Genomic DNA, 22,729 nt, shown 5'->3' on the forward strand with positions numbered 1-22,729 from the left:
CTATTCGAGGTCAAGTAACATGAAAATCATTGCGTTCGCACCCGTTGCCCTCGCGCTGGGAACCGTACTTTTATCCGGCTGTGTGAGCCCGCCGACCGGTCCTAATGTGACGGCGATGCCGGGAACCGGTAAGAGTTACGAGCAGTTTATGGCCGACGATTCCACCTGCCAGAACTATGCACGCAGCGGACTGAATCAGGCCTCACAGCAGGCAAACAACAGTGCCGTGAATACAGCAGCAGCGGGAACGATTATCGGTGCGGCAGGCGGTGCCTTGCTGGGCGCTGCGTCCGGCCACGCTGGCCCCGGCGCGCTGATTGGTGCGGGCAGTGGCCTGCTTGTCGGCAGCGCGATGGGCAATGACTCATCAATGGAAAGTAACGACGACATACAGCAGCGCTATAACAGCGTGTATATCCAATGTATGTATGCGAAAGGCGATAAAGTACCGATGCCAGCAGGCTACGAGGTATCGCCATCCGATGCGGGTGCGCCACCGGATTATAATCCAGGCGACAGCGGGGCTCCGCCAGATTATCCACAACAAGATGCCGGTGCGCCGCCGGACTATTAATGTATTACGCGCTGTCACTCAAAGCCCGGGAGATCCCCGGGCTTTTTTATTACAGTGCGACCTGGCGGCTAATTTCGACCACCCGGTCACTCGGCAGATGGTAGTGGTCGGTGACGTGCGCACTGTTGCGAACCATTAATGAGAACAGATGCCGCTGCCACGCAGGCATTCTTCCTTTCCCCTGACGGCGCAAAATAGTTTCATGTCCGACATAAAAGGTCATGGTCTCTTTATCCAGATTCAATTCCTGAATTTTACTGTTGCTGAACAGGCTGGAAATATCGGGTTGTTCAATAAACCCATAATGCGCCTTGATGTGCCAGAAGTTCGGGGCAACCTTACATATTTGTAACCGCTCGGCGGGAGAGACGCGGGGCACGTTATCGATATGGATATTCAGCGCCAGCACCTGAGCGTGCAAGGAACCGTTGCGCGATACGTGCCAACGCATAATGGTCGGAGTACCGCTCGAACGCGTCAGAAACACCGCAGTTCCAGGAACGCGTGGCACCTGATGCATCTCTATCTCAGCCAGGAATTCACTCACCGGCTGCGTTTTATCCTGAATAATGCGTGATGCAGTTTCGACACCGCGATGCCAGACCATCATGACGATGTAGAGCGCCACCGCCATGAGCAGCGGAATATAACCCCCTTCAAGGATTTTAATCAGGTTTGCGCCCAGGAAGCTGATATCAACAATAAAGAAAACGCCTGCCACCAACAGACTTATCACCAGATTCCAGCGCCACACCTCGCGCATCGAGACATATATCAGCCCGGTGGTCATGATCATGGTGAAAGAAACGGCAATACCATAGGCGGCGGCGAGCCGGTCGGAAGACTGGAAAAACACGGTTAAAAATACCGTCGCGACCATTAACAGCCAGTTGATGACGCCGATATATATTTGGCCGTAACTTTCTGCCGAAGTCTGTTTGATTCGCATCCTCGGTAGCCATCCGAGCTGAATAGCCTGCCGCGTCATTGAGAACGCACCGCTGATAATCGCCTGACTGGCAATAATTGTGGCAAGGGTGGCGAGAATAACCAACGGAACTAACAGTGAAGGCGGACAGAGCCGATAAAATATATTTTCAGTCACGTCTGCACCGGAAAGAATCAGCGCCGCCTGACCGGCATAATTCAACAACAGGCTAGGAAAGACCAACCCGAACCAGGCAAGCCAGATGGGACGACGGCCATAGTGTCCCATGTCGGCATAGAGCGCTTCGGCACCGGTAACGCAGAGGAAAACACCGCCTAAAACGAGGAAGCTGGCCATGCCGTGTGAGAAGAGAAATTTCACGCCGTGGGCGGGGTTAAGCGCCACGAGAACCGCAGGGTGCTGAACGATTCCCCAAATACCCAATGCGGCAATGACGATAAACCACAGCGCCATAATAGGGCCGAACAGCTTACCAATTTTTGCCGTGCCCATGGCCTGTATCGAGAATAGCGTCACCAGAATAATTACCGTCGCCGTAACAATGACCGTTTTCGACTCCGGCAGAACCATATTTATCCCTTCCAGTGCAGAGAGCACCGAAATTGCCGGGGTAATAGCGCCATCACCATAAATAAGCGCGGCTCCGAAAATTCCGGCGAAAATAACCAGCGGCCGTTTGCTGTTTTTATTCACCAGCAGCGACATTAAGGCCATAATTCCGCCTTCACCGTTGTTATCCATTCTCATGGCGAACATCGCATATTTTAGCGAGGTGACAATGACCAATGTCCAGAATATTAATGATAGCAGCCCAAGAATAACGCCAGGTGAGGGGGCTTCGCCCGATAAAAAGAGTACGGTCTTTAAGGTATAAAGTGGGCTAGTACCGATATCCCCAAACACCACGCCTAAAGCACCCAAGGCCAGCATTTTCAGGCCGGGTGAGTCTTGCTTTTCCGTTACGTTGTCACTTGACATCCCGCATGCCTCGAAAGTTTCCATTTCAATGATTTAATTGTCTTTATGGCCAGTCTTTATCCTGTGCCTGACGCAAAGGGTAGCTATACTCAGAATAGTCACATAATGCTGTCATGCTAAATTAAACTTATTTTATAAATTTACTGTGAACAGTGCTTCGTTGAGAGCATCTGTTTAATAAGTATATTGAATAATGGCGCACAAATTCGACCCCACGATACAAAGAGAGGGTTTATGAACTTCCGTTTTAATGTTAACGCCGCTAATTGGCGCCTATTGCCAAATGCCTGGGATGGCGTTGCTTTCCCCTTGATTATCGGTTTGATTGCTATGGCAGCGGTGGGGTTTCATCAAACACTCTTGCCCATCACCAGCCTAAAGACGCAGGCTATTTCTCTGGATCCGGCAAATTTGCCCGAGTATGCGCTGCGCACTACGCTGAGAATGCTGGTTGCGATGGTAGCTGCGCTGCTGTTTAGCCTGGTCTACGGAACGCTGGCCGCCAAAAGTCGTCGTGCCGAGAAAGTGCTGGTGCCAATATTGGATATCCTGCAGTCGGTGCCGGTGCTGGGCTATATTTCTTTCACCGTCACCTTTTTTATCGCGCTGTTCCCCGGCCGTGTTCTGGGGGTGGAACTTGCGGCTATCTTCGCGCTGTTTACCAGTCAAGCGTGGAACATGACCTTCAGTTTTTACCAGTCGCTGCGTACCGTGCCACGTGATTTGGTCGAGGTTTCACGCGGATTCCACCTCACGGCGTGGCAGCGTTTCTGGAAGCTGGATGTGCCGTTCGCCGTACCCGGGCTGATTTGGAACATGATGATGTCAATGTCAGGTGGCTGGTTTTTCATCGTGGCCTCCGAAGCGATCACCGTCGGTAACAACACCTTTACCTTACCGGGAATAGGCGGCTATCTTGCCGAAGCGATTTTAAACAAGAATATTCATGCCGTTGGCTGGGTGTTGTTGACAATGACCGTGGTGATTCTGGCCTACGATCAGCTGCTGTTCAGGCCGCTGGTTGCCTGGGCCGATAAATTTCGCATGGAGAATACCCGCTCCAGCGACGCACCGACCTCCTGGGTGCTCGACTTGATGCGGCAGACTCGACTCATTCACCAGCTCTTATCACCGATAGGGCTGTTGCTCTCCCTGATTGCACGTATTCCGCTGCGTTTACCGACTTTCAGAGCGCACCGTCCAGAAATCGAACAGAAACGCCTTTCCCGCTGGGGCGATATTGTCTGGAGTTTGCTGGTTATTCTGCTCACCGTTTATGTTGCCTATCGGGTCATCTCCTATGTACAAACCGGAGTCACGCTCGGCGACGTGGGGCATGTGCTGGTTCTGGGCCTGATAACCCTGCTCAGGGTAACGGTGCTTATTTTTATTTCGTCAATTATTTGGGTGCCGCTTGGCGTAATGATTGGGCTGCGTCCGGGGCTGGCAGGTAAAATCCAGCCTATTGCCCAGTTTCTGGCGGCCTTCCCGGCAAACCTCTTGTTCCCGGCGTTTGTTATCGTTATCGTCCATTTCCACCTCAACCCGGATATCTGGCTGTCACCGCTGATAGTATTGGGAACCCAGTGGTATATCCTGTTCAACGTGGTGGCAGGAACCACGGCATTTCCGAATGATTACCGTGAAGCGGCGGCTAATTTCCATATCCGCGGTTGGCAATGGTGGAAACAGGTCATGCTGCCGGGTATTTTCCCATACTACATCACGGGTGCAATCACGGCTTCAGGCGGTGCGTGGAACGCCAGTATCGTCTCTGAGCTTGTACAGTGGGGCGACACCAAAGTGACGGCGCATGGGCTGGGTGCCTACATTGCACAGACCACGGCGGCGGGCGACTTCCCGAAAATTATCCTCGGCATTGCCGTCATGGCACTGTTCGTTACCCTGTTTAACAGGCTGCTGTGGCGGCCTCTATATGCCTACGCCGAATCCAGATTCCGTGCAGATTAAGGACCGTTTTTATGCAAGACAATCAAAATACGTTGAACGCTGGCGCTCAGCATACTAAAGCGGAAGGGCGTAAAGAGATCCTCGCGGTGAAAAAAGTGAATCACGGGTATGATAAAACCCACGGCGAAGTGTTGATTCTGGATGATGTTAATCTCACGCTGCGCGAAGGTGAGATTGTCGGGCTGTTGGGGCGTTCTGGATCAGGGAAGTCGACGCTGCTGCGGATTATTTCCGGCCTGATCACCCCAAGTTCGGGTAACGTCGACTATCTTGGGCAACCGCTGAACGGGCCAGCGCAGGGCGTTGCAATGGTGTTTCAGACCTTTGCGCTTTTCCCCTGGTTGACCGTGTTACAAAACGTAGAAGCCGGGCTAGAGGCGCTGGGCGTTGCCGCCGGAGAGCGCAGAAAACGTGCGTTGGCGGCCATCGACCTTATCGGTCTCGACGGCTTTGAGAACGCCTACCCGCGTGAGCTTTCGGGCGGAATGAGGCAGCGAGTCGGCTTTGCTCGTGCGCTAGTCGTTGACCCGACCTTGCTGCTGATGGACGAACCTTTCTCTGCGCTGGACGTATTGACCGCCGAGACGCTGCGTACCGATTTGCTCGACCTGTGGAATAAGGGGCAGATGCCCATCAAGTCGATACTGATAGTGACACACAACATCGAGGAGGCGGTGTTTATGTGTGACCGTATTCTAGTGTTGTCATCGAATCCTGGTCGCGTCATTGCCGAAATCAAGGTGCCATTCCCACATCCACGCAATCGACTGGACCCACAGTTCCGCCGTCTGGTTGATGACGTGTACGCCAAAATGACCGCACGTCCCAACAGTGAAACGGTGAAAAAAGGGCTAAAACTCGGCACGCGACTGCCGCACGTTTCTACTAACCTGATTGCGGGTCTGATTGAGACGTTGGCGGGTGAGCCTTACTTTGGCCGTGCTGATATGCCAGACATAGCGCGTACTTTGCATCTTGAGGTCGACGATCTCTTCCCAATCGCCGAAGTTCTGCAATCGCTGGGCTTTGCCGATGTGCGTGAAGGGGACATTTTCCTGACGCCGCAGGCGCGTATTTTTGCTGATATCGACACCCAGCAGCGCAAAGTGATGTTTGCAGAACATCTGCTGCGTTTTGTGCCGCTGGCGGCGCTGATTAAAACCGTGCTTGACGATCGCCCCGGACATCGCGCGCCACGCGTTCGCTTCGAGCAGGAGCTTGAAGACTTCCTGTCAGACGGTGCCGCCAAGGAGACGTTGGATACGGTCGTTAACTGGGGCCGATATGCCGAGATATTTTCCTACAATGACCAGACCGAATACTTCAGCCTCGAGGACGTCGAATTCTAATTTAGGCGCCCGGACATAGAAAATATTAACGCCGCGCGGCACGCCGATAAAGCGTGCTGCGTGCAATCCCTAAAGCCTGTGCCGCCTTGCTGATGTTGCCATTAAAACGCCTCAACGTTTCGTCAATGAGCCGATCGTCATGCTCGTGTAGTGCAGGAACAGGTTTACTGACCTCAAGCTGATAGTTTTCAGGCAAGGAGTCACAGCCGAGTACTGAATTGTCATCCGCCAGCGCAAGCAACACTTTCATTAAACTCCGCAGCTGACGCACGTTTCCCGGCCAGCGGTTTTTCACCAGCATTTCGATAAGCGCGGGTGATAAAACGATGCCGCGCTTTTCGCCGCCCAGTTCTCGCCAGAGCTGGGCGATAAAGGCGGGAAGGGCCGGCCACTCGCGCAGCGGCGGAATAGTCATCGAGAATTCCTGTAAACGGTACAGCAGGTCCTCACGGAATCCGCCGTCGACAACCCGCTGAAGAAGATTGCGGTGTGTCGCACAAATTACGGCGAAACTTACCGGCCAGCTGCGTGCCGAACCCAGCGGCGCAACCTCTTTCTCCTGAAGCACTCTCAGCAAACGTGTCTGAAGCGAAAGTGGCATATCACCTATCTCATCCAAAAACAGCACGCCGCCGTCAGCCTCACGAATTTTTCCAATGTAGCCATTCTTGCTCGCGCCGGTGAAGGCACCTGGCTGATAGCCGAAGAGCTCGGACTCAATCAGCGATTCCGGAATGGCCGCACAATTAATGGCGACAAATTTCCCTGCTTTCCAGCGACTCTGCTGATGCAAAGCCCGACTGATATACTCTTTGCCGCTGCCGGTCTCACCCTGAATGCAGAGCGATACGCCCGCGTTGAGCAGGCGCACCATTTTGTCGGCGTTGCCACGAAGCGCGAGGAAGAGGTCACTCTCAGGGACAGACGCCGATGGGAAATGGCTACGCGCCGGAGCACGCAGGCGTTGGAAGTAGCGCTGTTGATGACGGGAGGTGATGGGCAGCGGCACGCTATTGGCCTGCTGTTCAGTCTGCGGGAAAAGCTGCTGGAAGGTTTGGCTACCGAAGTCGGTGATGTCCAGAGCCAGCTCATGCATCGCTGCGCGATTGGCAGCCATCAACACGTTATCTGAAAATATCAGCAGCATTTCCTCAACGTTATCAAGACCATTGATCTGCGGATGCAGACTCATCAGCCACTGGTCAGGATTCAGGCTCTGTTTCATCCACAGATATTCGATGTGCTTTGCCGCTTCTTTCACCCATGCCAGGGTATGGGGATGTGGATACTGCGCTGGCCCAGAAATATCCAGCACGCCGGCAATCTGTCCGTTTGGCGTTTGCAGCGTCGTCGCCGCACAGTAAAGTCCTTGATTGCTAGTGAGATAGTGCTGATGGCCGTAGATTTCACAGCCACCGTCAATGGCCAATGCAGTGCCGATGGCGTTGGTTCCCCGGCCGCATTCGCTCCATAAATTACCGGGGGCGAGCGCAAAACGCTGGGCTTTTTGCAATGCCTGCATATCACCAAACGAATTCAATACCATCCCAGTGGCATCAGAAAGAACAACCACCGACTGTTTTTCGGCAATTTTCTCCGCCAGTGCCTTAATGGCAGGCCGTGCAAACTGTTGCAGCGCCGCGTTATTGGCGAGCAGGTCGGCGAGCTCGCTTTGACGGATGCGTGGAAAGTCATCCGCCGTGCGGTCCAGGCCATAAAGCTCGCTGCGAAACCAGGAGTCACTCAGTACTAAATTAGGTGCTGTCGCGGAGGGGGGAGTGGCTGACGAATTTCCCTGCATTGGTAACCTCAAGCCCATTAATATGTGTTGCATTATTGTAGTAATTTGGTTTTGCAAGTGTTGCGATTTGCAACACATAACGAGAATTTAGGTGACAGCAGAGAAGTACATGCGGCTTGGGTTATTTTAAATATCTAATAAATAAAAATATTTTACTAAAAGTCGTAAAGTGAAAGATTGGCACGGCGCCTGCAATGTAACTTAGGCAACCGTATGCCGCCCATTCAGAGTTTGCTGTGGCGGTTGCCTATCTCTGATAGCCGTAACCTACATAAGGAGTTTGCGATGCGTTATGCACATCCCGGAACAACAGGCGCTTTATTCTCACTCAGAGCCGCCTACGGTAACTATATTGATGGCAAATTCGTAGAACCGCTTAGCGGTCAATATTTCATGAATACCTCCCCAGTTGATGGCAGCGACATCGGCCAATTCCCGCGTTCCGATGCGCGAGATATTGATGCAGCGTTGGATGCGGCGCATAAAGCGGCCGACGCCTGGGGCAAAACCAGCGCTCAACATCGTTCCAACCTGCTGTTACAGGTCGCTTCGCGTATTGAAGAAAACCTTGAATACCTGGCGGTGGCAGAAAGCTGGGACAACGGTAAGCCGGTTCGCGAAACCCTGAACGCCGACCTGCCGCTGGCGGCCGATCATTTCCGCTATTTCGCAGGTTGTCTGCGTGCGCAGGAAGGCAGTGCGGCAGAGATTGACGAAAAAACCGTGGCCTACCATTTCCATGAACCTCTTGGTGTTGTCGGCCAAATTATTCCCTGGAACTTCCCACTGCTGATGGCCGCCTGGAAACTTGCCCCGGCGCTGGCTGCAGGTAACTGTGTGGTCCTGAAACCCGCAGAGCAGACGCCGCTAAGCATTACGTTGCTGCTTGAGTTGATTGGCGATCTCTTCCCGGCTGGCGTGCTCAACGTGGTCCAAGGCTATGGTAAAGAGGCGGGTGAAGCCCTGGCAACCAGCAAGCGTATCGCCAAAATTGCCTTTACGGGTTCCACCCCTGTTGGCCGCCACATCATGGCCTGCGCGGCAGAGAATATTATCCCGTGCACCGTAGAGTTGGGCGGTAAATCGCCGAACATCTACTTCGCCGACATCATGAACGCCGAGCCTGAATTCATTGAAAAGGCGGTCGAAGGCTTAGTGCTGGGCTTCTTCAATCAGGGCGAAGTCTGTACCTGTCCTTCACGCGCGCTTATCCATGAATCTATTTATGCGCCATTCATGGAACGCGTCATGGCAAAAATTGCCAACATTCACCGTGGTGATCCCCTGGACACTGACACCATGATCGGTGCACAGGCTTCACGCCAGCAGTACGATAAAATCCTTTCCTATATCGATATTGCCCGCGACGAAGGAGGGCAGATTCTCGTCGGGGGAGCTCGCGCTAGCATCGCTCCGGAGTTTGATAACGGTTTCTACATCCAGCCAACGCTGATTAAAGGCACCAACCAAATGCGCAGCTTCCAGGAAGAAATTTTTGGACCTGTCATCGGCGTCACCACCTTTAAAGACGAGGCTGAAGCATTGGCGATCGCCAACGAGACTCAGTTTGGTCTCGGTGCCGGGATCTGGACACGAGACACCAACCTCGCGTATCGCATGGGACGTGCTATCAAGGCCGGTCGTGTATGGACCAACTGCTATCACATTTATCCGGCACACGCGGCATTCGGTGGCTACAAACAGTCAGGTGTGGGACGCGAGACGCACAAAATGGCACTCACCGCATATCAACAAACCAAGAATTTGCTGGTCAGCTATGACACGGCGCCTTTAGGTCTGTTTTAAGCCTGTTTCCTTGATGGAGTGACAAGATGAAAACGATGAAAGCCGCAGTAGTGAAAGCCTTTGGTGAACCTTTGGTTATTGAACAAGTCCCGATCCCCGAAGTTGGAGCGGGACAACTGTTAGTAAAAATTGTTGCCACCGGTGTTTGTCACACGGATCTACACGCTGCGGAGGGCGACTGGCCGGTTAAACCGCAGCCACCGTTTATTCCTGGTCATGAAGGGGTTGGGTATGTGGTTGCCGTAGGTGAGGGCGTAAAGCACGTAAAAGAGGGGGATCGCGTGGGAGTGCCCTGGTTATATTCCGCCTGTGGCCACTGCGAACACTGTCTGGACAACTGGGAGACCCTATGCCATTCGCAGCAAAACGCCGGTTATTCCGTTAACGGCAGCTTTGCTGAGTACTGTTTGGCCGATGCAAACTACGTGGGTATCTTGCCCGATAACGTGGGCTATAACGAAATTGCACCGATCCTCTGCGCAGGTGTCACGGTCTATAAAGGTCTTAAAATGACCGAAACCAAGCCGGGCGACTGGGTGGTCATCTCGGGAATTGGCGGGCTGGGCCACATGGCGATTCAATATGCGGTCGCGATGGGCCTGAACGTCGCGGCGGTTGATATTGATGATGACAAGTTGGCTTTTGCCAGGCGACTGGGGGCAACCGTGGTCGCCAACGCGAAAAACGTGGATCCAGCAACAGTGTTCCACGAAAGTTTCGGCGGTGCACACGGCGTTCTCGTGACCGCCGTCTCGCCTAAAGCGTTCGAGCAAGCCATTGGCACCCTGCGCCGTGGGGGGACGATGGTCTTAAACGGCCTGCCTCCGGGCACCTTTGATCTGTCAATCTTCAATATGGTACTTGACGGTATCACCGTCCGCGGCTCGATTGTAGGTACACGTAAAGATCTGCAGGAGGCGTTAGATTTTGCCGGTCGTCATAAAGTGGCGGCGAATATTGCGGTTGAACCTCTCAGCAATATTAACGATATTTTTGCCCGTATGCATGCAGGCAAAATTGAAGGGCGCATCGTGGTCGATTTAGCTCTTTAAAACAGGCTTATCAAGAGGCTCCGCTCGGGGCCTCTTCTATATAAAGTCATTTTTTCAGACTGTTAGCATATCTTCGAGTTAATCAACGACGATTTTCCATCCCTCATAAAAGCCCATTTGCTCCTGCGTTGCCATATACTTGGCCCGTGACACTGTCACTCTGTCATTCCACTACCGGTAACTTCTCACAGGAGAGATGCCTTCATGTTTCATTTCGCTGCCGTTCACCCCAATATAAATTAGCAATCGCTGCGAGTTTTGTGTAAGAAAATTAAGCTGATATTCATCTCGATCCCGAGATAGGTTATATTGGTGCACAAGTCACAAAACCACGATAGGAAGACGTCGCAACATGATTAACCGTTTCACCCTGATTGCTGTCACGACAGCTTTTGCGCTGACCGGCTGCGCAAAGATTACCGCAGCTACCTCAGCAGCCACCTCGGCCGCTGCCTCAGCCTTAACTCCGGCCAAGCCTCAGGCAACGGATTTTTCTACCGGACCGACGGTAGTGACTGTGACTCATCTTAGAGAGTTGGCTGATGACGGTGCACCAATTTACGTGACGGTTGACGGTGTAGACGCCGGTATTCTGGCCCTGGGTCAAACCGTTGAACTGCACGTCAATGCCGGCAAGCACAAAATCGGGGGTTACGCACGTTCAATGGTGGGTCGTGTGACTATCCCTGCGGTTGAGGTGACTACCACGACGAAATACGAACAGCATATCAATTACTCCGTGACGGATACGACGCCATCGTTCAAAGTGCGTCCTGCCACCAAGGTGATTTTCGATACGCCAGCCCCGACTCCAACCCCGACTCCAACCCCGGCTCCGGCTCCGGCTGCGACGCCTGCTGCTCCAGCGACTCCAGCGGCAACGGGGGTTCCTGCGGTGCCAGCCTCGATTGTGACACCGGCAGCAACTTCGACGTCAACGCCAGCAACGCCAGCAACTTCAGCGACCACGCCAGCGTCTACTTCGGCCACGACAACTCCGGCCGCTGCTTCGACCACAACAACTACGCCGGCCTCGACGGGGTCAACCTCAGTAACCGCACCTGCAGCGTCTTCAACATCTTCTTCGTCCACGGCGACGACGCCAACAGATTCGTCCACGACGTCTTCATCGACTTCAACGACAACGCCAGCAGCCGCGTCTTCATCAACGACGACCACAACGCCAACGCCAACGTCGGCAGAGTAGGGTTATAAAATCTGCCTGACAGAGCGCAAGGGGAGAATTCCCTTGCGCGCCACCGATAATCCCGATACGACAACTTCTATTATAATCCTATCTCTCTCGCCATCATTACGGGTAATTGGGGCCGCAAAGTACTCAGATTTCACGTAGCGCGATCTTTTAGGAGTAAAGATGGAACTCGATATATTAACTCAGCGGCTAATCACACTCGAAAGGAAGCTCCATCAGCCTGGAATTCGCAGCGATGCCAGTATGCTCGAGGATTTGCTGCACCCGGCGTTCACGGAGATAGGTCGCTCTGGAAAGGTATATGTCAGGCAGGAGGTGATAGAAAGTTTACTGCAGGAAACTGAGCGGCTAGAAATAGTGGCCAGCAATTTTAAATGTAGTCTTCTAGAGGATCGGGTGACGTTGCTGACTTACGAAAGTTTTACCCGCGACCACGTAGGAAACGTAACACGGCAAACATTGCGGTCGTCGATCTGGAAGCTCAATGAAAAAAGTGGACGCTGGCAGATGAGATTTCATCAGGGAACGCCGGCAGCAAATAGCAAAGGATTGATAATCCCCAAAAGCTAATAATTGAAGACAAGGTCGAGCTAAAGCCCAAAAGCTCAGAATCGACGTACCGATACCTTGGTGCGCATAATGTATATTATGTTAAATACGATATGGTAGTCACTTAGGAATTTACCTTCTGCACACCACCATCCACCTCATAGCCATATCAGGCATCCCACTGCCCTCGCTCCTGGTTTTAAGCCTATCAATGAATCACGGGCTTCAAGGGGATCAGTTTGTATATCGAAAATTATAACCGCCAGTCAGATTGATAGGCTCCCAGCCTAACGCGGACCAATGCGGCAGCAGCGGCTTGTTCAACTTCGCTCTCTTACGTTTTAATGCGTCAATCCTCCTTTCTCTTTACACCTTATTACACAGAGTGATGGCCGCGGTCAGCAGCGTCAGTCCGCTAGCTTTGATTTTCGTGTTTTATTTTTCATTCACCGGTGGCTGATTTCCACAACTCCTGCTTTACACAGCAATCTCTTAAATACTTATAGATAAATCTCGCTTTATAAAATGGTATATACATTTGAAGTTTGTTTATGTCGGGTTTATATCCGCACCCTGTTCTAATAAATTTTAAAAGTTATTTTTATCACATAAGGATGTTGCAACATGTTGGGTTTTAGAAAAGCATTAATATTTTCGATTGCTGTGTCTACATTTTCACCCTCACTCTATGCCGCTGCGCCACTCTTTAAAATGGTTGATGAAGACCCTACGTATAGTAATAATCTATTGCATGAATTTAAAGACAAAGACCAAAGCGTTCAATTGATTAAAATAAATAAAGACGTTCTCCTTAACGGCGCGACATCCTTCTTGTTCAACAACGATAATCAGCATCAGACTATAGAAATTAATAGAAGCACATTAAAAGAAGAGAGTGACGACATCAAGGTATGGCAAGGTCATTCTGTGGATGATAAAAGCACTGCGGTTTTTTCTATAAAAAATAACAAAGTAAGTGGTTTTGTTAAATTAAGTGATCATTCAGCTTATGAAATTCATCCGATATCAGAAGAGTTACATGCGCTGGTAAGAATCGAGACGGCGGGCGGTGATGAAAATGAATTTGACTATATCCAAGATGATAGCGTTGAGCCCGGTTTATGGGAGCACGATGAGCAATTCAGTAATGAGATCGCCAAAATAAGAGTGTTGTATGCTTATACCAATCAGTCGCGCTATAAATTTGGCAATAGTCCTGAATTGTATGCAAGCACATTAAATACCTCATTAAATTCAAGTCACGTAAGAAGTAATTCATTAGCTAGATTTGATGTGGCAGGCACGCTTGACACTAATGTAACTGAGACTAACCTGAATAGTCTGCTTTCTAATATGAAAAATAAAAACACGCCCTTGGGTGCTGTAATAGCTCAAAAGCAAAAAGAAACCCAGGCAGATCTGATTGTTTTAATAACCGAACTCGGCGGAGGGCTGGCTTACAGGTCCGGAATGCATAGCGTGGTCAGTGCTAATCAGGCAATATCCAATAATGCCCTAGCGCATGAAATCGGCCATAATTTTGGACTTAATCATGGTGAAAAAGAACAAGGCATAACTGCCTATGCTAATGGTTATCGTGTTGCAGGTAAATTTAGTACTATTATGTCAAAACGTACAACGGGTGGTACAGCAATCAATTTCTTCTCGAACCCACAGTTGAAATTTAATGGCGACCCTATAGGTACAGTGAGCAGTAATGATGCAGTGCGCCTGATCAATGAAAGACGCTTTATTGTCGCTAACAACTTTCCTGACTGGGAAAATAAACATCCCCTTAACACAGGAAGTTTACCCCCTCGTCAATTTTTTGAAGTTGTCCTGAAAGATATAAACAAAAATGAAAAATTAGTGCTTGATAAAGTAATCAGTAATCCGGGGGAATATAGCTGGCCTTATGAGGTCTCTATCGCAGTGAATGACTTTTTCCCAGCAGAGATCATTAGGGCTGGAGAGTTTCTCAAAGGGAGAATATCACCTGTTGTTGGTTCTGGTTATCGAAACAGCATATGGTTGAACCTTGGTAAGAAAGATGCCTATCATCTTGAAGTGAATCGCAAAACATATGCTCTATATAATGGTGTGAACTGGTCAGACACCAGTAATATTAGCGGTGGTGATGGCCTTCCCGCTCACTCAACGGCAACGGCGATAGTTAAAAGTAAGTCAACCGGCAAGGTTGTCGAGCAATTTACCTTCACAAATCAGGGTGCTGATTTAAACAGTTATGGATGGCCCAGTAAACTGGCAGAGGTAATTAACAATAAAAAATCAAGCTATTTACGTGCAGGCGAAATGAAAGAAAGTGGTGATATTGAAATTATTAATGGTAGCGGCTACCGTAATAAATTATGGTTACCATTAAATAAAAAAAATGACCTAATCGTTGAATTAGCCATCAGTACAAATCAATAACTCTTTTTGAGGGTAATACGATAATCAGAAAGAAAAGATAACCTTGCCTCACCAGGGGCGAATTAATCTCCAGCAGTCAATATCGGGTACTGCTGGAGATTAGTATTTATCCTTAGCGGATATGTTGCTTACCTTTGCTTATTTAGTGATGCAGCATTTCGTCGACAATCTGTGCTGCATCCAAATTAAGGCGGTAATAAGTCGGCCAGTTGTCCATCTCTTCCAGAAGCGCCTGCTGTGAAATATTTCCGATGAACATATGGAAATGACTGGAGCGACGCGGTGCAATAATGTGATCGCTGAACTGAACGTATTTGGGTGCCTTGCTGGTAGCGTCGTGGCATTCAAACAGATAGCGCACACCTTTCTTACCGGATGGGTAAGTTAAAATCTTGTGCCCGGCATAATCATATTTACAGGACGCAACCTGTTTACCGCGATGAAACTCTATAACGCCGTCCTCAATGCCAATGGTATCAACGTGGGTCGCATAGCCTTTGCGGTAATAGGCCTTAACTTCTGCGGGCGTTTTACCCTTATCCTGTTCGGCCTTCTTTTGGAAAACTGGGTCAAGTTCCCCGCTTAGCAGATACGGATAAACGGATTGCCACAGCCCATCCCAATCCTTAAGTACTCTGTCTTTCACATTTTTATCTTTAAAAATACCCATAGCCGCTTGCTCTTCCCCCGCTGTCATGGGCGCACCGTGTGAATGATTGTCGTGAGCAAAAGCATGACCACTTGCGATGAGCATTCCCAGAAATACTGCAACTTTTTGAAATTTAACCACGAAGACTGAATCCTTATCAACTTTGTAATGTAGTTATGTTATAACGTAACAATAAGTTTTATTCAACTCTACGTGCCCTACTTCTTCTAACACGCTACCAGAAACGCCGTTGTTAACCGCCCGTCATTTTTCTTTCATATTATTGTGTTAGGACGAAGTCAGCGTGGCTTTATAAAAAATAAACAAAGGTTAAACAAAACCCTCTCTTCGATTTAGCGCTTTATATAAACATTAAAAATACAACAACTAAGGACTATAGTTATTCTCGGCACGGGCGCAGTGATGGGTGGATTCAGTATGGCCATCTCGACCACGTGTTTAACCTGAGTGTTAACTGATGGGATTATTTAACCCGGAGAAAATATGACATTTTTGAACATACTGATTTTGGCAGTCATTCAGGGGCTAGCCGAACTGTTGCCCGTATCCAGTTCGGCTCACGTCATTATGGCAGAGAAAATTCTGGGGCTTGATCCCAGCGCGCCTGACATGACGTTGCTGTTGGTTATGCTACACACGGGTACCATGTTCGCCGTTATCGTTCATTTCTGGAAATCCTGGCGCGATACGTACTTTAGCTCTGGCGCCGCCTTTAAACGTAACGCCCTGCACATCATTCTGGCTACTATGATGACCGGTGTTGTAGGGCTGACGTTGCAGCATATCATCAAGGTGTTTTACGCCGGCAATGCTTCTACCTTTGAAATCGAATCATTGTTTAGCAACAGCAAGCTGATTGCTTCGGGGCTTGTGGCTGCGGGCATACTGATCATTGTCTCTTCAAGAATCAAAGAAAGTCATGCCACGAACCTTTCCCCTTTTCAATCGTTAACCATTGGTATCGTTCAAGGTCTTTGCCTGCCTTTCCGTGGGTTCTCACGCTCAGGCGCAACAATTTCTACCGCATTGTCCCTCGGTGTTGCGCGTAAAACGGCTGAAGAGTTCAGCTTTGCCTTGGCCGTTGTTTTGACGCCAGTTGTTATCATTAAAGAAGTCGTCCGTGTGTTCCACGATAATGCCGCAACTCATGCTTCATTGACCCTGTCTTCAATCCTCTTGCCAAGTTTGTTGGGAATGGTTTTCAGCTTTATTGCTGGTTTACTGGCACTGCGCTGGCTTGCGGGCTGGCTTGAGCACGGTAAATGGCATCTTTTTGGGGGTTACTGTATTTTTGCCGCCTGCGTTGTTCTCTGGATTGGTTAACAATCTCTGCTGCACTGCTTAAAATGCATCATCCTGGCTCCCTTTACGGGAGCCTGTCAGCCAACTCTGTTCACCCTGCCCTTATTCCCTTTTTTCATAAGCTTATCCTATGGCTTGTCTACAATAGTTTGTGTTGACTATTTCGCCATGATGAAGAGATTTCACTACATATCAATGGCTAACGCCTTGGCAACCTCTGTATAGTAATGTCGCCGTAATATTGTTTTATAAGTTTTAATTATTAAGAGAAGCGTATTTATGAAGAAATTGCTGTTGTCCGCTCTGATCGCCACCTCTGTCTTGATGCTGTCCGCTTGTAAACAAGGTGATGATAATAAAGTAAAAGTTGCCATCAATACCGGTCCCGATCAGGCAATTTGGCAGGAAGTGCAGAAAGTTGCCAAAGAGAAATATAATCTTGACGTTGAGGTCATTCCTTTCAACGACTATGTTCTGCCGAACGAATCTCTGAACAGCAAGGACGTTGATGCCAACGCCTTCCAAAGCCTGCCTTATCTCGAAGCGCAGTCTAAAGAGCGCGGCTATCACTTCGCTATCCTGACCAAAACCTTTATTTTCCCGATTGCGGCTTACTCGAAGAAAATTAAAAACGTTAAAGACCTGCCGGATGGCGCAACGGTGACTATCTCTAACGAAGCGACTACGCTGGGCCGCAGCCTGCTGCTGCTCCAGGCACAAGGTTTAATCAAGCTGAAAGCTGGCGTAGGCTACTTGCCAACGACGCTGGACATCATCGACAATCCGAAAAAACTGAATATTGTTGAGGTGGATACGCCGCAGCTGACGCGTACTCTGGACGATCCTAACGTCACTCTGTCTATCATCAACACCAACTTCTCCTCACAGGTGGGTCTGTCTCCACGCCGTAACGGCCTGTTTATGGAAGACGCGGCGTCTCCATATGTCAACGCACTGGTTTCTCGTGAAGACAACAAAGACAGCAAAAAAATGCAGGAACTGAAAGAAGCTTTCCAGACTCCAGAAGTCGCGGAAAAAGCCGAAGAAGTGTATAAAGGCGATGCCATCAAGGCCTGGTAATGACGCCTTGATGCATCATCCGGTAGTCAGGGCTTTGGCTCTGCTACCGGATTTTTTTGCCTATAAAACAGGCGTCGCTACGTGAATTCTGAAAAATCCTGGCCTCTATGAGGCACAGATTTTACTGAGCGTTGCCGCTAAACGCCCTATTACGTTTCATTTTCTGGTGAGGTTGAGCCTCGTAAGGCTTCCGCTATGAAAAATTTATTCAATACAGGATTGAAGGTTTAATTCGAGCGCAAATGAATAGATTTCTCAACGTGATCTGACATAAATTTGCCCTGGTTAATTAAATGTTTAATGAGGGAGAACATATGTTTTTAGAAGTAGTCAGGCAGCTTTCTCTTTTGGTATGCAGAAATGCCGTTCCAGATGGAAATGTGAATCAGTCAAATTTTGCCAGAAAAATGTTGAATATAGCCAATACCGTTTTGCAGCCCTGCACTGTATATGCCGCAAAGGAACATACACCCTCCCTACCTTGGCAATATGGTTTTTCCTATAGGGACTCTTCTGGTCTCAATAAGCAATATGTTTCAGGGGAGACCCGCCTCATAGAGGCAAAATATACGCCGTTTGAATCAGATATTATTAATCATTTAACCGGCAACAAGAGCCATGAAAAGGTGAAAATTAGAGTAACATCCAGCGCAGTTAAGGTTCCAATGGACGGAATGGATGGCAATACTTATCTGGTCAGAAGTGATTTCGTGCACTACAGAGGCCCGGGAGGTCAGGTAACAATACTGCCCAATGGAGACGTTGATACGTCTGATGATCAACATATGAAACGAAATATGCTGCCGGGTATGCAAAGAAAAGCCGGCGATTTTGCAGTTTATGAAATTCCTGAAGAAAAAATGTCCCAGAGAAAGCGTGGTGAATTTTCCTCTTTTTCCTTATTACGAGAATACTAAGGGTAATCATCTCTAATCGCTATCAAGCTTTTCATTATTAAGTACAGATCCTACGCTAAGTACGAATATCGTAGGTGAAGTTTCATCGCTTTATTTAAGGGCTACTGTATGTTGTAACTAATTAAAGGTTATAAAAGAGGCTCCATCAAGGAGCCTTCATCTTATGCCCTAAGTTCATAATAAATATCGAATTCATCCTCATGCGTTTTGATAAACCCATGATTGATGTAGAACCGGTTAGACCGACTTCCACGTAATGCACCCAACCGCAGAGGCAATGTGCGCTCTCTTGCCGTCTTGATGACCTGTTCGATAGCCGCTCTGCCCAGTTGATGATTCTGATAATCAGGATGAATGTACAAATGATCCAAATAGAGATGGTCCATTTTATCCGTGATGACAAAGAATCCCGCTAGACTGCCCTGACTTTCAATTTTGAAGGTGTTCATCGGCAAGAATGTATCAAGAAAACGGTTTCTGACTCGTTGTTCATCAAACCGCCCGACGGCTTCCAGGCTAGGCCTCATTGCTGCTGCCCGTATTTCAGCAAGCCGCTCTCCGTCCTCCTGCTCTGCCATTTTAAAATCCATATCAGCACCCTCACCCTATTTCGAATAACCTTCCTATAACAGTCTGATCATTATGGCAAGCGTGCCGACATTTGTCAGGCTAGCTTATTATTGGCTCCTGAGATCGTTACCCTTTTCAGCCTCGGTTTCAGTCTCAATGAAAAAATGAGTGAATGAGCATTCCCCTTGCTCTTTTAACTCCCTGAATAGAATCATTAAAAAAAACTTACAAAATTCTAACATCAATCAAACATAACTTCTCTGGCACTGATTACACTTATCTTTTACGGGGTGATTTTACGCAATCCCTCAATGCTTATCCTGCCCAGGAGTTTTCATGACTAAACAAAGACGTTCGGTTCCCGGCGTTCACCCCTATGACGGCCCGGCGGGCGGTTGGGGTGCACTGAAAGCCACGGCGATTGCGGTCCGCACTCAGATGGATAACCTGACCGCGCCAGCAACCTTGCTGCGCACCAACCAGCCGGACGGATTCGACTGCCCCGGCTGCGCATGGCCAGACAAAGAAAAAAACTCGACCTTCCAGTTCTGTGAAAACGGCGCCAAGGCGGTCACCTGGGAGGCCACCAGCAAACGCGTCACGCCAGAATTTTTGGCGGCAAACACCGTGACCTCGCTACTGCAGAAATCAGACTTCGAGCTTGAGGGCTACGGACGATTAACCCACCCGCTGGTTTATAATAAGGAAACGGATACGCTACAGCCGGTTGAATGGGAAACCGCCTTTAGCCGCATTGCAGAAATCTTGCAAAACGTTGACTCGCCCGATGAAGTTGAATTCTATACTTCCGGCCGCGCCTCAAATGAAGCCGCGTATTTGTTCCAGCTGTTTGCCCGCGAGTTTGGCACCAACAACTTCCCCGACTGTTCCAACATGTGTCATGAGGCCACCAGCGTCGGCCTGCCGCAGTCTATTGGTATCGGTAAAGGGACCGTTTCACTGGACGATTTCGATGACACCGAGCTCATTATCTCCATTGGCCACAACCCCGGCACCAACCATCCCCGTATGATGGGGACGCTGCACGAAGTTGCGCGCCGCAACGTCCCTATCATAGTCTTTAATCCGCTGCGTGAGCGCGCCCTGGAGCGTTTTGCCGATCCACAGAACGTCATCGAGATGGCAACCTACACCTCCACCAACATTGCTTCGACCTACTATCAGGTAAAAGCGGGCGGTGACGCAGCCGCGCTGAAAGGCATCATGAAAGCACTGCTCGAGCTGAACGCTTCTGAGGGTAACCTGCTAGACAACGATTTTATTGCCGAACATACCCAGGGATTCGAGGTGTTTGCCGCAGATATGGCCTCAACATCCTGGGATGATATCGAGAAAGAGTCCGGCCTGACACGCGAAAGTCTTACACAGGTTGCCACGCTCTATGCCAAATCAAAGGCCACGATCGTCACTTACGGCATGGGCGTGACTCAGCACAACAAAGGGACCGCCAACGTTCGCCTGATTGCCGATCTTCTGTTGTTACGCGGTAACTTCGGTAAACCGGGTGCGGGGATATGCCCTCTGCGCGGGCATTCAAACGTGCAGGGAAACCGTACGGTCGGCATTACTGAAAAACCGTCGGCCGCCTTCCTGGAAAATCTCGAGAAGGTGTTTGGCTTTGTGCCGCCGAAAGAGCATGGTCACGACGCAGTAAAAGCGATGGAAGCCATGGCCGAGGGTAGATCCAAAGCACTGATTTGTCTGGGCGGTAACTTTGCTGTCGCGTTGCCGGATCCTGAGAAATGTTTCCCGGCAATGAAAGCCTTAGACCTGAGCGTTCACGTGGGAACTAAGCTCAACCGCTCGCATCTTCTGGTTGCCAAGGAAACCTATGTGTTCCCTTGTTTGGGTCGTACCGAATTGGACCTACAGGCCAGTGGTCGCCAGGCGATTACCGTCGAGGACTCGATGTCAATGGTCCATGCCTCCTCGGGTAAGTTGAAACCCGCTTCAGAGTTTTTACTTTCTGAGCCGGATATCGTCGGTCGTATGGCGAAGGCAACAATCCCTCATACCAAGGTGCCTTGGATGGAGCTGGTTGCCGACTACAGCATAATTCGAGACCTGATTGAGAAAACTATTCCGGGCTTTGATAAATACAATGAGCGGATAGCTATCCCCGGTGGATTCCGTATGCCGCTGCCGCCTACCGAGCGTAAATGGCCTACCCCGACCGGCAAGGCGATATTCTCGGTGTTCGACGGCGTTACCGAAGATCTGGTCGTTGAAGGAGAAGACGTGTTGCGCATGATTACCTTACGCAGTCATGACCAATACAACACCACGATATATGCGCTCGACGACCGTTATCGCGGCGTGTTTGGCCGTCGCGATATTCTGTTTATGAGCGACACCGACCTTGAGAAGCGCGGGCTGGAGCACGGTGACCTGGTGGATATCGAAACCGCAGTACAAGGCAGTAAGCTGCGTCTGGAGAACATTACGGTGATCGCCTATAACATCTCGGAAGGTTCAGTGGGGGCCTATTATCCTGAGGCCAATGTATTGATCCCGCTTGACTATATCGATAAGGAAAGCGGCACGCCTTCCTATAAGTCCTTACCTGTCAGAGTCGTTAAACACGCGGTTACCGCTTAATTTCCTCCTCATCAAAATGCCGCTACTTGGCGGCATTTTCTCCCCCTTTTTTATTAGAATCCACATAACAATAGCCATTTTAAGCATTTGTAGTTAATGCGTGAGCAGATAATAATCCTTTGATTAGCAAACGTTAATTCATTGGAGAAATCATGGGCGATGTCATGATTAATGTCAGCGGGCTTAACAAAAGTTTTCATCAATTCGCCGCACTGTCAGACGTTAATTTCACTATTAAGCGCAGCGAAGTGGTATCTGTTATTGGGCCTTCCGGATCCGGTAAATCGACGCTTCTGCGTTCATTAAATCTGTTGGTAAAACCAGACAGCGGAATTATTCAGATTGGCGGCCAGCAAATAAATGCCGACGCACTGCATCACCGTCAAATTGCCGACTTCCGTCGTCAGACCTCGATGGTATTTCAACACTACAACCTGTTCAAAAATAAGACCGCGCTGGAGAACATCACCGAAGTGTTGATTTGTACCCAGCGTCTGCCTAAGTCTCAGGCACGCGAGCGTGGCATGGCGTTGCTCTCACAGGTGGGACTGGCCCACAAGGCCGATGCCTACCCTTCTACGCTCTCCGGCGGGCAGCAACAGCGCGTTGGCATTGCCAGAGCGTTGAGCGTCAATCCTCAGGTGATTCTGTTTGACGAGCCGACCTCTTCTCTTGACCCGGAAATGCGACGCGAAATTCTTAACCTTATTGCTGGTCTGGCAGACAAAAATCTAACCATGATGATTGTGACCCACGAGATGAGTTTTGCGCGCGACGTGTCTGACCGCATCTTCTTTATGGAGCAAGGAAAGATTATCGAACAGGGCAAGCCGAGCCAGATACTCAGCGCACCGCTCGAGAATCGTACCCGCACTTTCCTGCATGACTTCGCATGA

General features: G+C 49.7%; 17 protein-coding genes and 1 pseudogene. 13 read left to right on the forward strand and 5 right to left on the reverse strand.

Annotated features, from left to right (window positions below):
• The first annotated feature begins 19 nt into the window (after positions 1-19).
• On the forward strand, positions 20-574 hold the full coding sequence (locus O1V65_RS07435) for a glycine zipper family protein (protein ID WP_017493404.1): 555 nt from the start codon (positions 20-22) through the stop codon (positions 572-574).
• A 49-nt stretch (positions 575-623) separates the two neighbouring features.
• Here O1V65_RS07435 and O1V65_RS07440 read toward each other — a convergent pair whose 3' ends face one another.
• The gene (locus tag O1V65_RS07440) at positions 624-2,501 is read right to left on the reverse strand and encodes a potassium transporter Kup (protein WP_026110740.1); all 1,878 of its coding nucleotides are present in this window, start codon (positions 2,499-2,501) and stop codon (positions 624-626) included.
• Between the two features lie 234 nt (positions 2,502-2,735).
• Here O1V65_RS07440 and O1V65_RS07445 point away from each other — a divergent pair, with 234 nt between their 5' ends.
• A complete protein-coding gene (locus O1V65_RS07445) occupies positions 2,736-4,472 on the forward strand; it encodes an ABC transporter permease (RefSeq protein ID WP_084912309.1) in 1,737 nt (578 codons plus the stop codon).
• 11 nt (positions 4,473-4,483) lie between these two features.
• Positions 4,484-5,821, forward strand: coding sequence for an ABC transporter ATP-binding protein (locus O1V65_RS07450; protein WP_227955216.1), 1,338 nt, complete (start codon positions 4,484-4,486; stop codon positions 5,819-5,821).
• Positions 5,822-5,846: 25 nt separating this feature from the next.
• On the opposite strand, the gene O1V65_RS07455 is transcribed toward O1V65_RS07450, so the two are convergent.
• Complete coding sequence (locus tag O1V65_RS07455; protein WP_269130374.1) at positions 5,847-7,622, reverse strand: sigma-54-dependent Fis family transcriptional regulator; 1,776 nt, start codon at positions 7,620-7,622, stop codon at positions 5,847-5,849.
• A gap of 285 nt (positions 7,623-7,907) precedes the next feature.
• Between O1V65_RS07455 and exaC the strand changes: the two genes are divergently transcribed.
• The 4 genes from exaC to O1V65_RS07475 all read left to right on the forward strand — a co-directional run bounded on the left by exaC (position 7,908) and on the right by O1V65_RS07475 (position 12,263).
• Positions 7,908-9,428: an acetaldehyde dehydrogenase ExaC gene (exaC, locus tag O1V65_RS07460; protein WP_017493399.1), complete on the forward strand. Its 1,521-nt coding sequence runs from the start codon at positions 7,908-7,910 to the stop codon at positions 9,426-9,428.
• A 26-nt stretch (positions 9,429-9,454) separates the two neighbouring features.
• Complete coding sequence (gene adhP, locus O1V65_RS07465) at positions 9,455-10,480, forward strand: alcohol dehydrogenase AdhP (RefSeq protein WP_017493398.1); 1,026 nt, start codon at positions 9,455-9,457, stop codon at positions 10,478-10,480.
• A gap of 352 nt (positions 10,481-10,832) precedes the next feature.
• A complete protein-coding gene (locus O1V65_RS07470) occupies positions 10,833-11,687 on the forward strand; it encodes a hypothetical protein (RefSeq protein ID WP_269130375.1) in 855 nt (284 codons plus the stop codon).
• A gap of 168 nt (positions 11,688-11,855) precedes the next feature.
• Positions 11,856-12,263, forward strand: coding sequence for a nuclear transport factor 2 family protein (locus O1V65_RS07475; protein WP_017493396.1), 408 nt, complete (start codon positions 11,856-11,858; stop codon positions 12,261-12,263).
• 213 nt (positions 12,264-12,476) lie between these two features.
• On the opposite strand, the pseudogene O1V65_RS07480 reads toward O1V65_RS07475, so the two are convergent.
• Positions 12,477-12,677, reverse strand: a pseudogene (locus O1V65_RS07480) (Tn3 family transposase); the annotation flags it as partial.
• Positions 12,678-12,866: 189 nt separating this feature from the next.
• Here O1V65_RS07480 and O1V65_RS07485 point away from each other — a divergent pair.
• The gene (locus O1V65_RS07485; RefSeq protein WP_269130376.1) at positions 12,867-14,675 is read left to right on the forward strand and encodes a reprolysin-like metallopeptidase; all 1,809 of its coding nucleotides are present in this window, start codon (positions 12,867-12,869) and stop codon (positions 14,673-14,675) included.
• Between the two features lie 142 nt (positions 14,676-14,817).
• Here the strand turns inward: O1V65_RS07485 and zinT are convergent, their stop codons facing one another.
• Entirely contained in the window at positions 14,818-15,465 is a 648-nt protein-coding gene (zinT, locus tag O1V65_RS07490) for a metal-binding protein ZinT (RefSeq protein ID WP_269130377.1), read from the reverse strand.
• A gap of 363 nt (positions 15,466-15,828) precedes the next feature.
• Here zinT and O1V65_RS07495 point away from each other — a divergent pair, with 363 nt between their 5' ends.
• The 3 genes from O1V65_RS07495 to O1V65_RS07505 all read left to right on the forward strand — a co-directional run bounded on the left by O1V65_RS07495 (position 15,829) and on the right by O1V65_RS07505 (position 18,644).
• Positions 15,829-16,668 carry an undecaprenyl-diphosphate phosphatase gene (locus O1V65_RS07495; RefSeq protein WP_017491780.1) on the forward strand — a complete coding sequence of 280 codons (840 nt, stop codon included), beginning with the start codon at positions 15,829-15,831 and terminating at the stop codon, positions 16,666-16,668.
• A 258-nt stretch (positions 16,669-16,926) separates the two neighbouring features.
• Positions 16,927-17,727 (forward strand): MetQ/NlpA family ABC transporter substrate-binding protein, encoded by an 801-nt coding sequence (locus O1V65_RS07500; RefSeq protein ID WP_017491779.1) that lies wholly within the window; start codon positions 16,927-16,929, stop codon positions 17,725-17,727.
• A gap of 314 nt (positions 17,728-18,041) precedes the next feature.
• Positions 18,042-18,644: a hypothetical protein gene (locus O1V65_RS07505; RefSeq protein WP_017491778.1), complete on the forward strand. Its 603-nt coding sequence runs from the start codon at positions 18,042-18,044 to the stop codon at positions 18,642-18,644.
• 161 nt (positions 18,645-18,805) lie between these two features.
• Here O1V65_RS07505 and O1V65_RS07510 read toward each other — a convergent pair whose 3' ends face one another.
• Entirely contained in the window at positions 18,806-19,234 is a 429-nt protein-coding gene (locus O1V65_RS07510; RefSeq protein WP_084912530.1) for a GNAT family N-acetyltransferase, read from the reverse strand.
• A gap of 316 nt (positions 19,235-19,550) precedes the next feature.
• Here O1V65_RS07510 and O1V65_RS07515 point away from each other — a divergent pair, with 316 nt between their 5' ends.
• Positions 19,551-21,833, forward strand: a complete 2,283-nt coding sequence (locus O1V65_RS07515) for an FdhF/YdeP family oxidoreductase (protein ID WP_227953746.1) — start codon at positions 19,551-19,553, stop codon at positions 21,831-21,833.
• Between the two features lie 164 nt (positions 21,834-21,997).
• Positions 21,998-22,729 carry an amino acid ABC transporter ATP-binding protein gene (locus O1V65_RS07520; protein WP_026110514.1) on the forward strand — a complete coding sequence of 244 codons (732 nt, stop codon included), beginning with the start codon at positions 21,998-22,000 and terminating at the stop codon, positions 22,727-22,729.

The sequence above is a fragment of the Rouxiella badensis genome (assembly GCF_026967515.2).
GTDB classification, from domain to species: Bacteria; Pseudomonadota; Gammaproteobacteria; order Enterobacterales; family Enterobacteriaceae; genus Rouxiella; species Rouxiella badensis.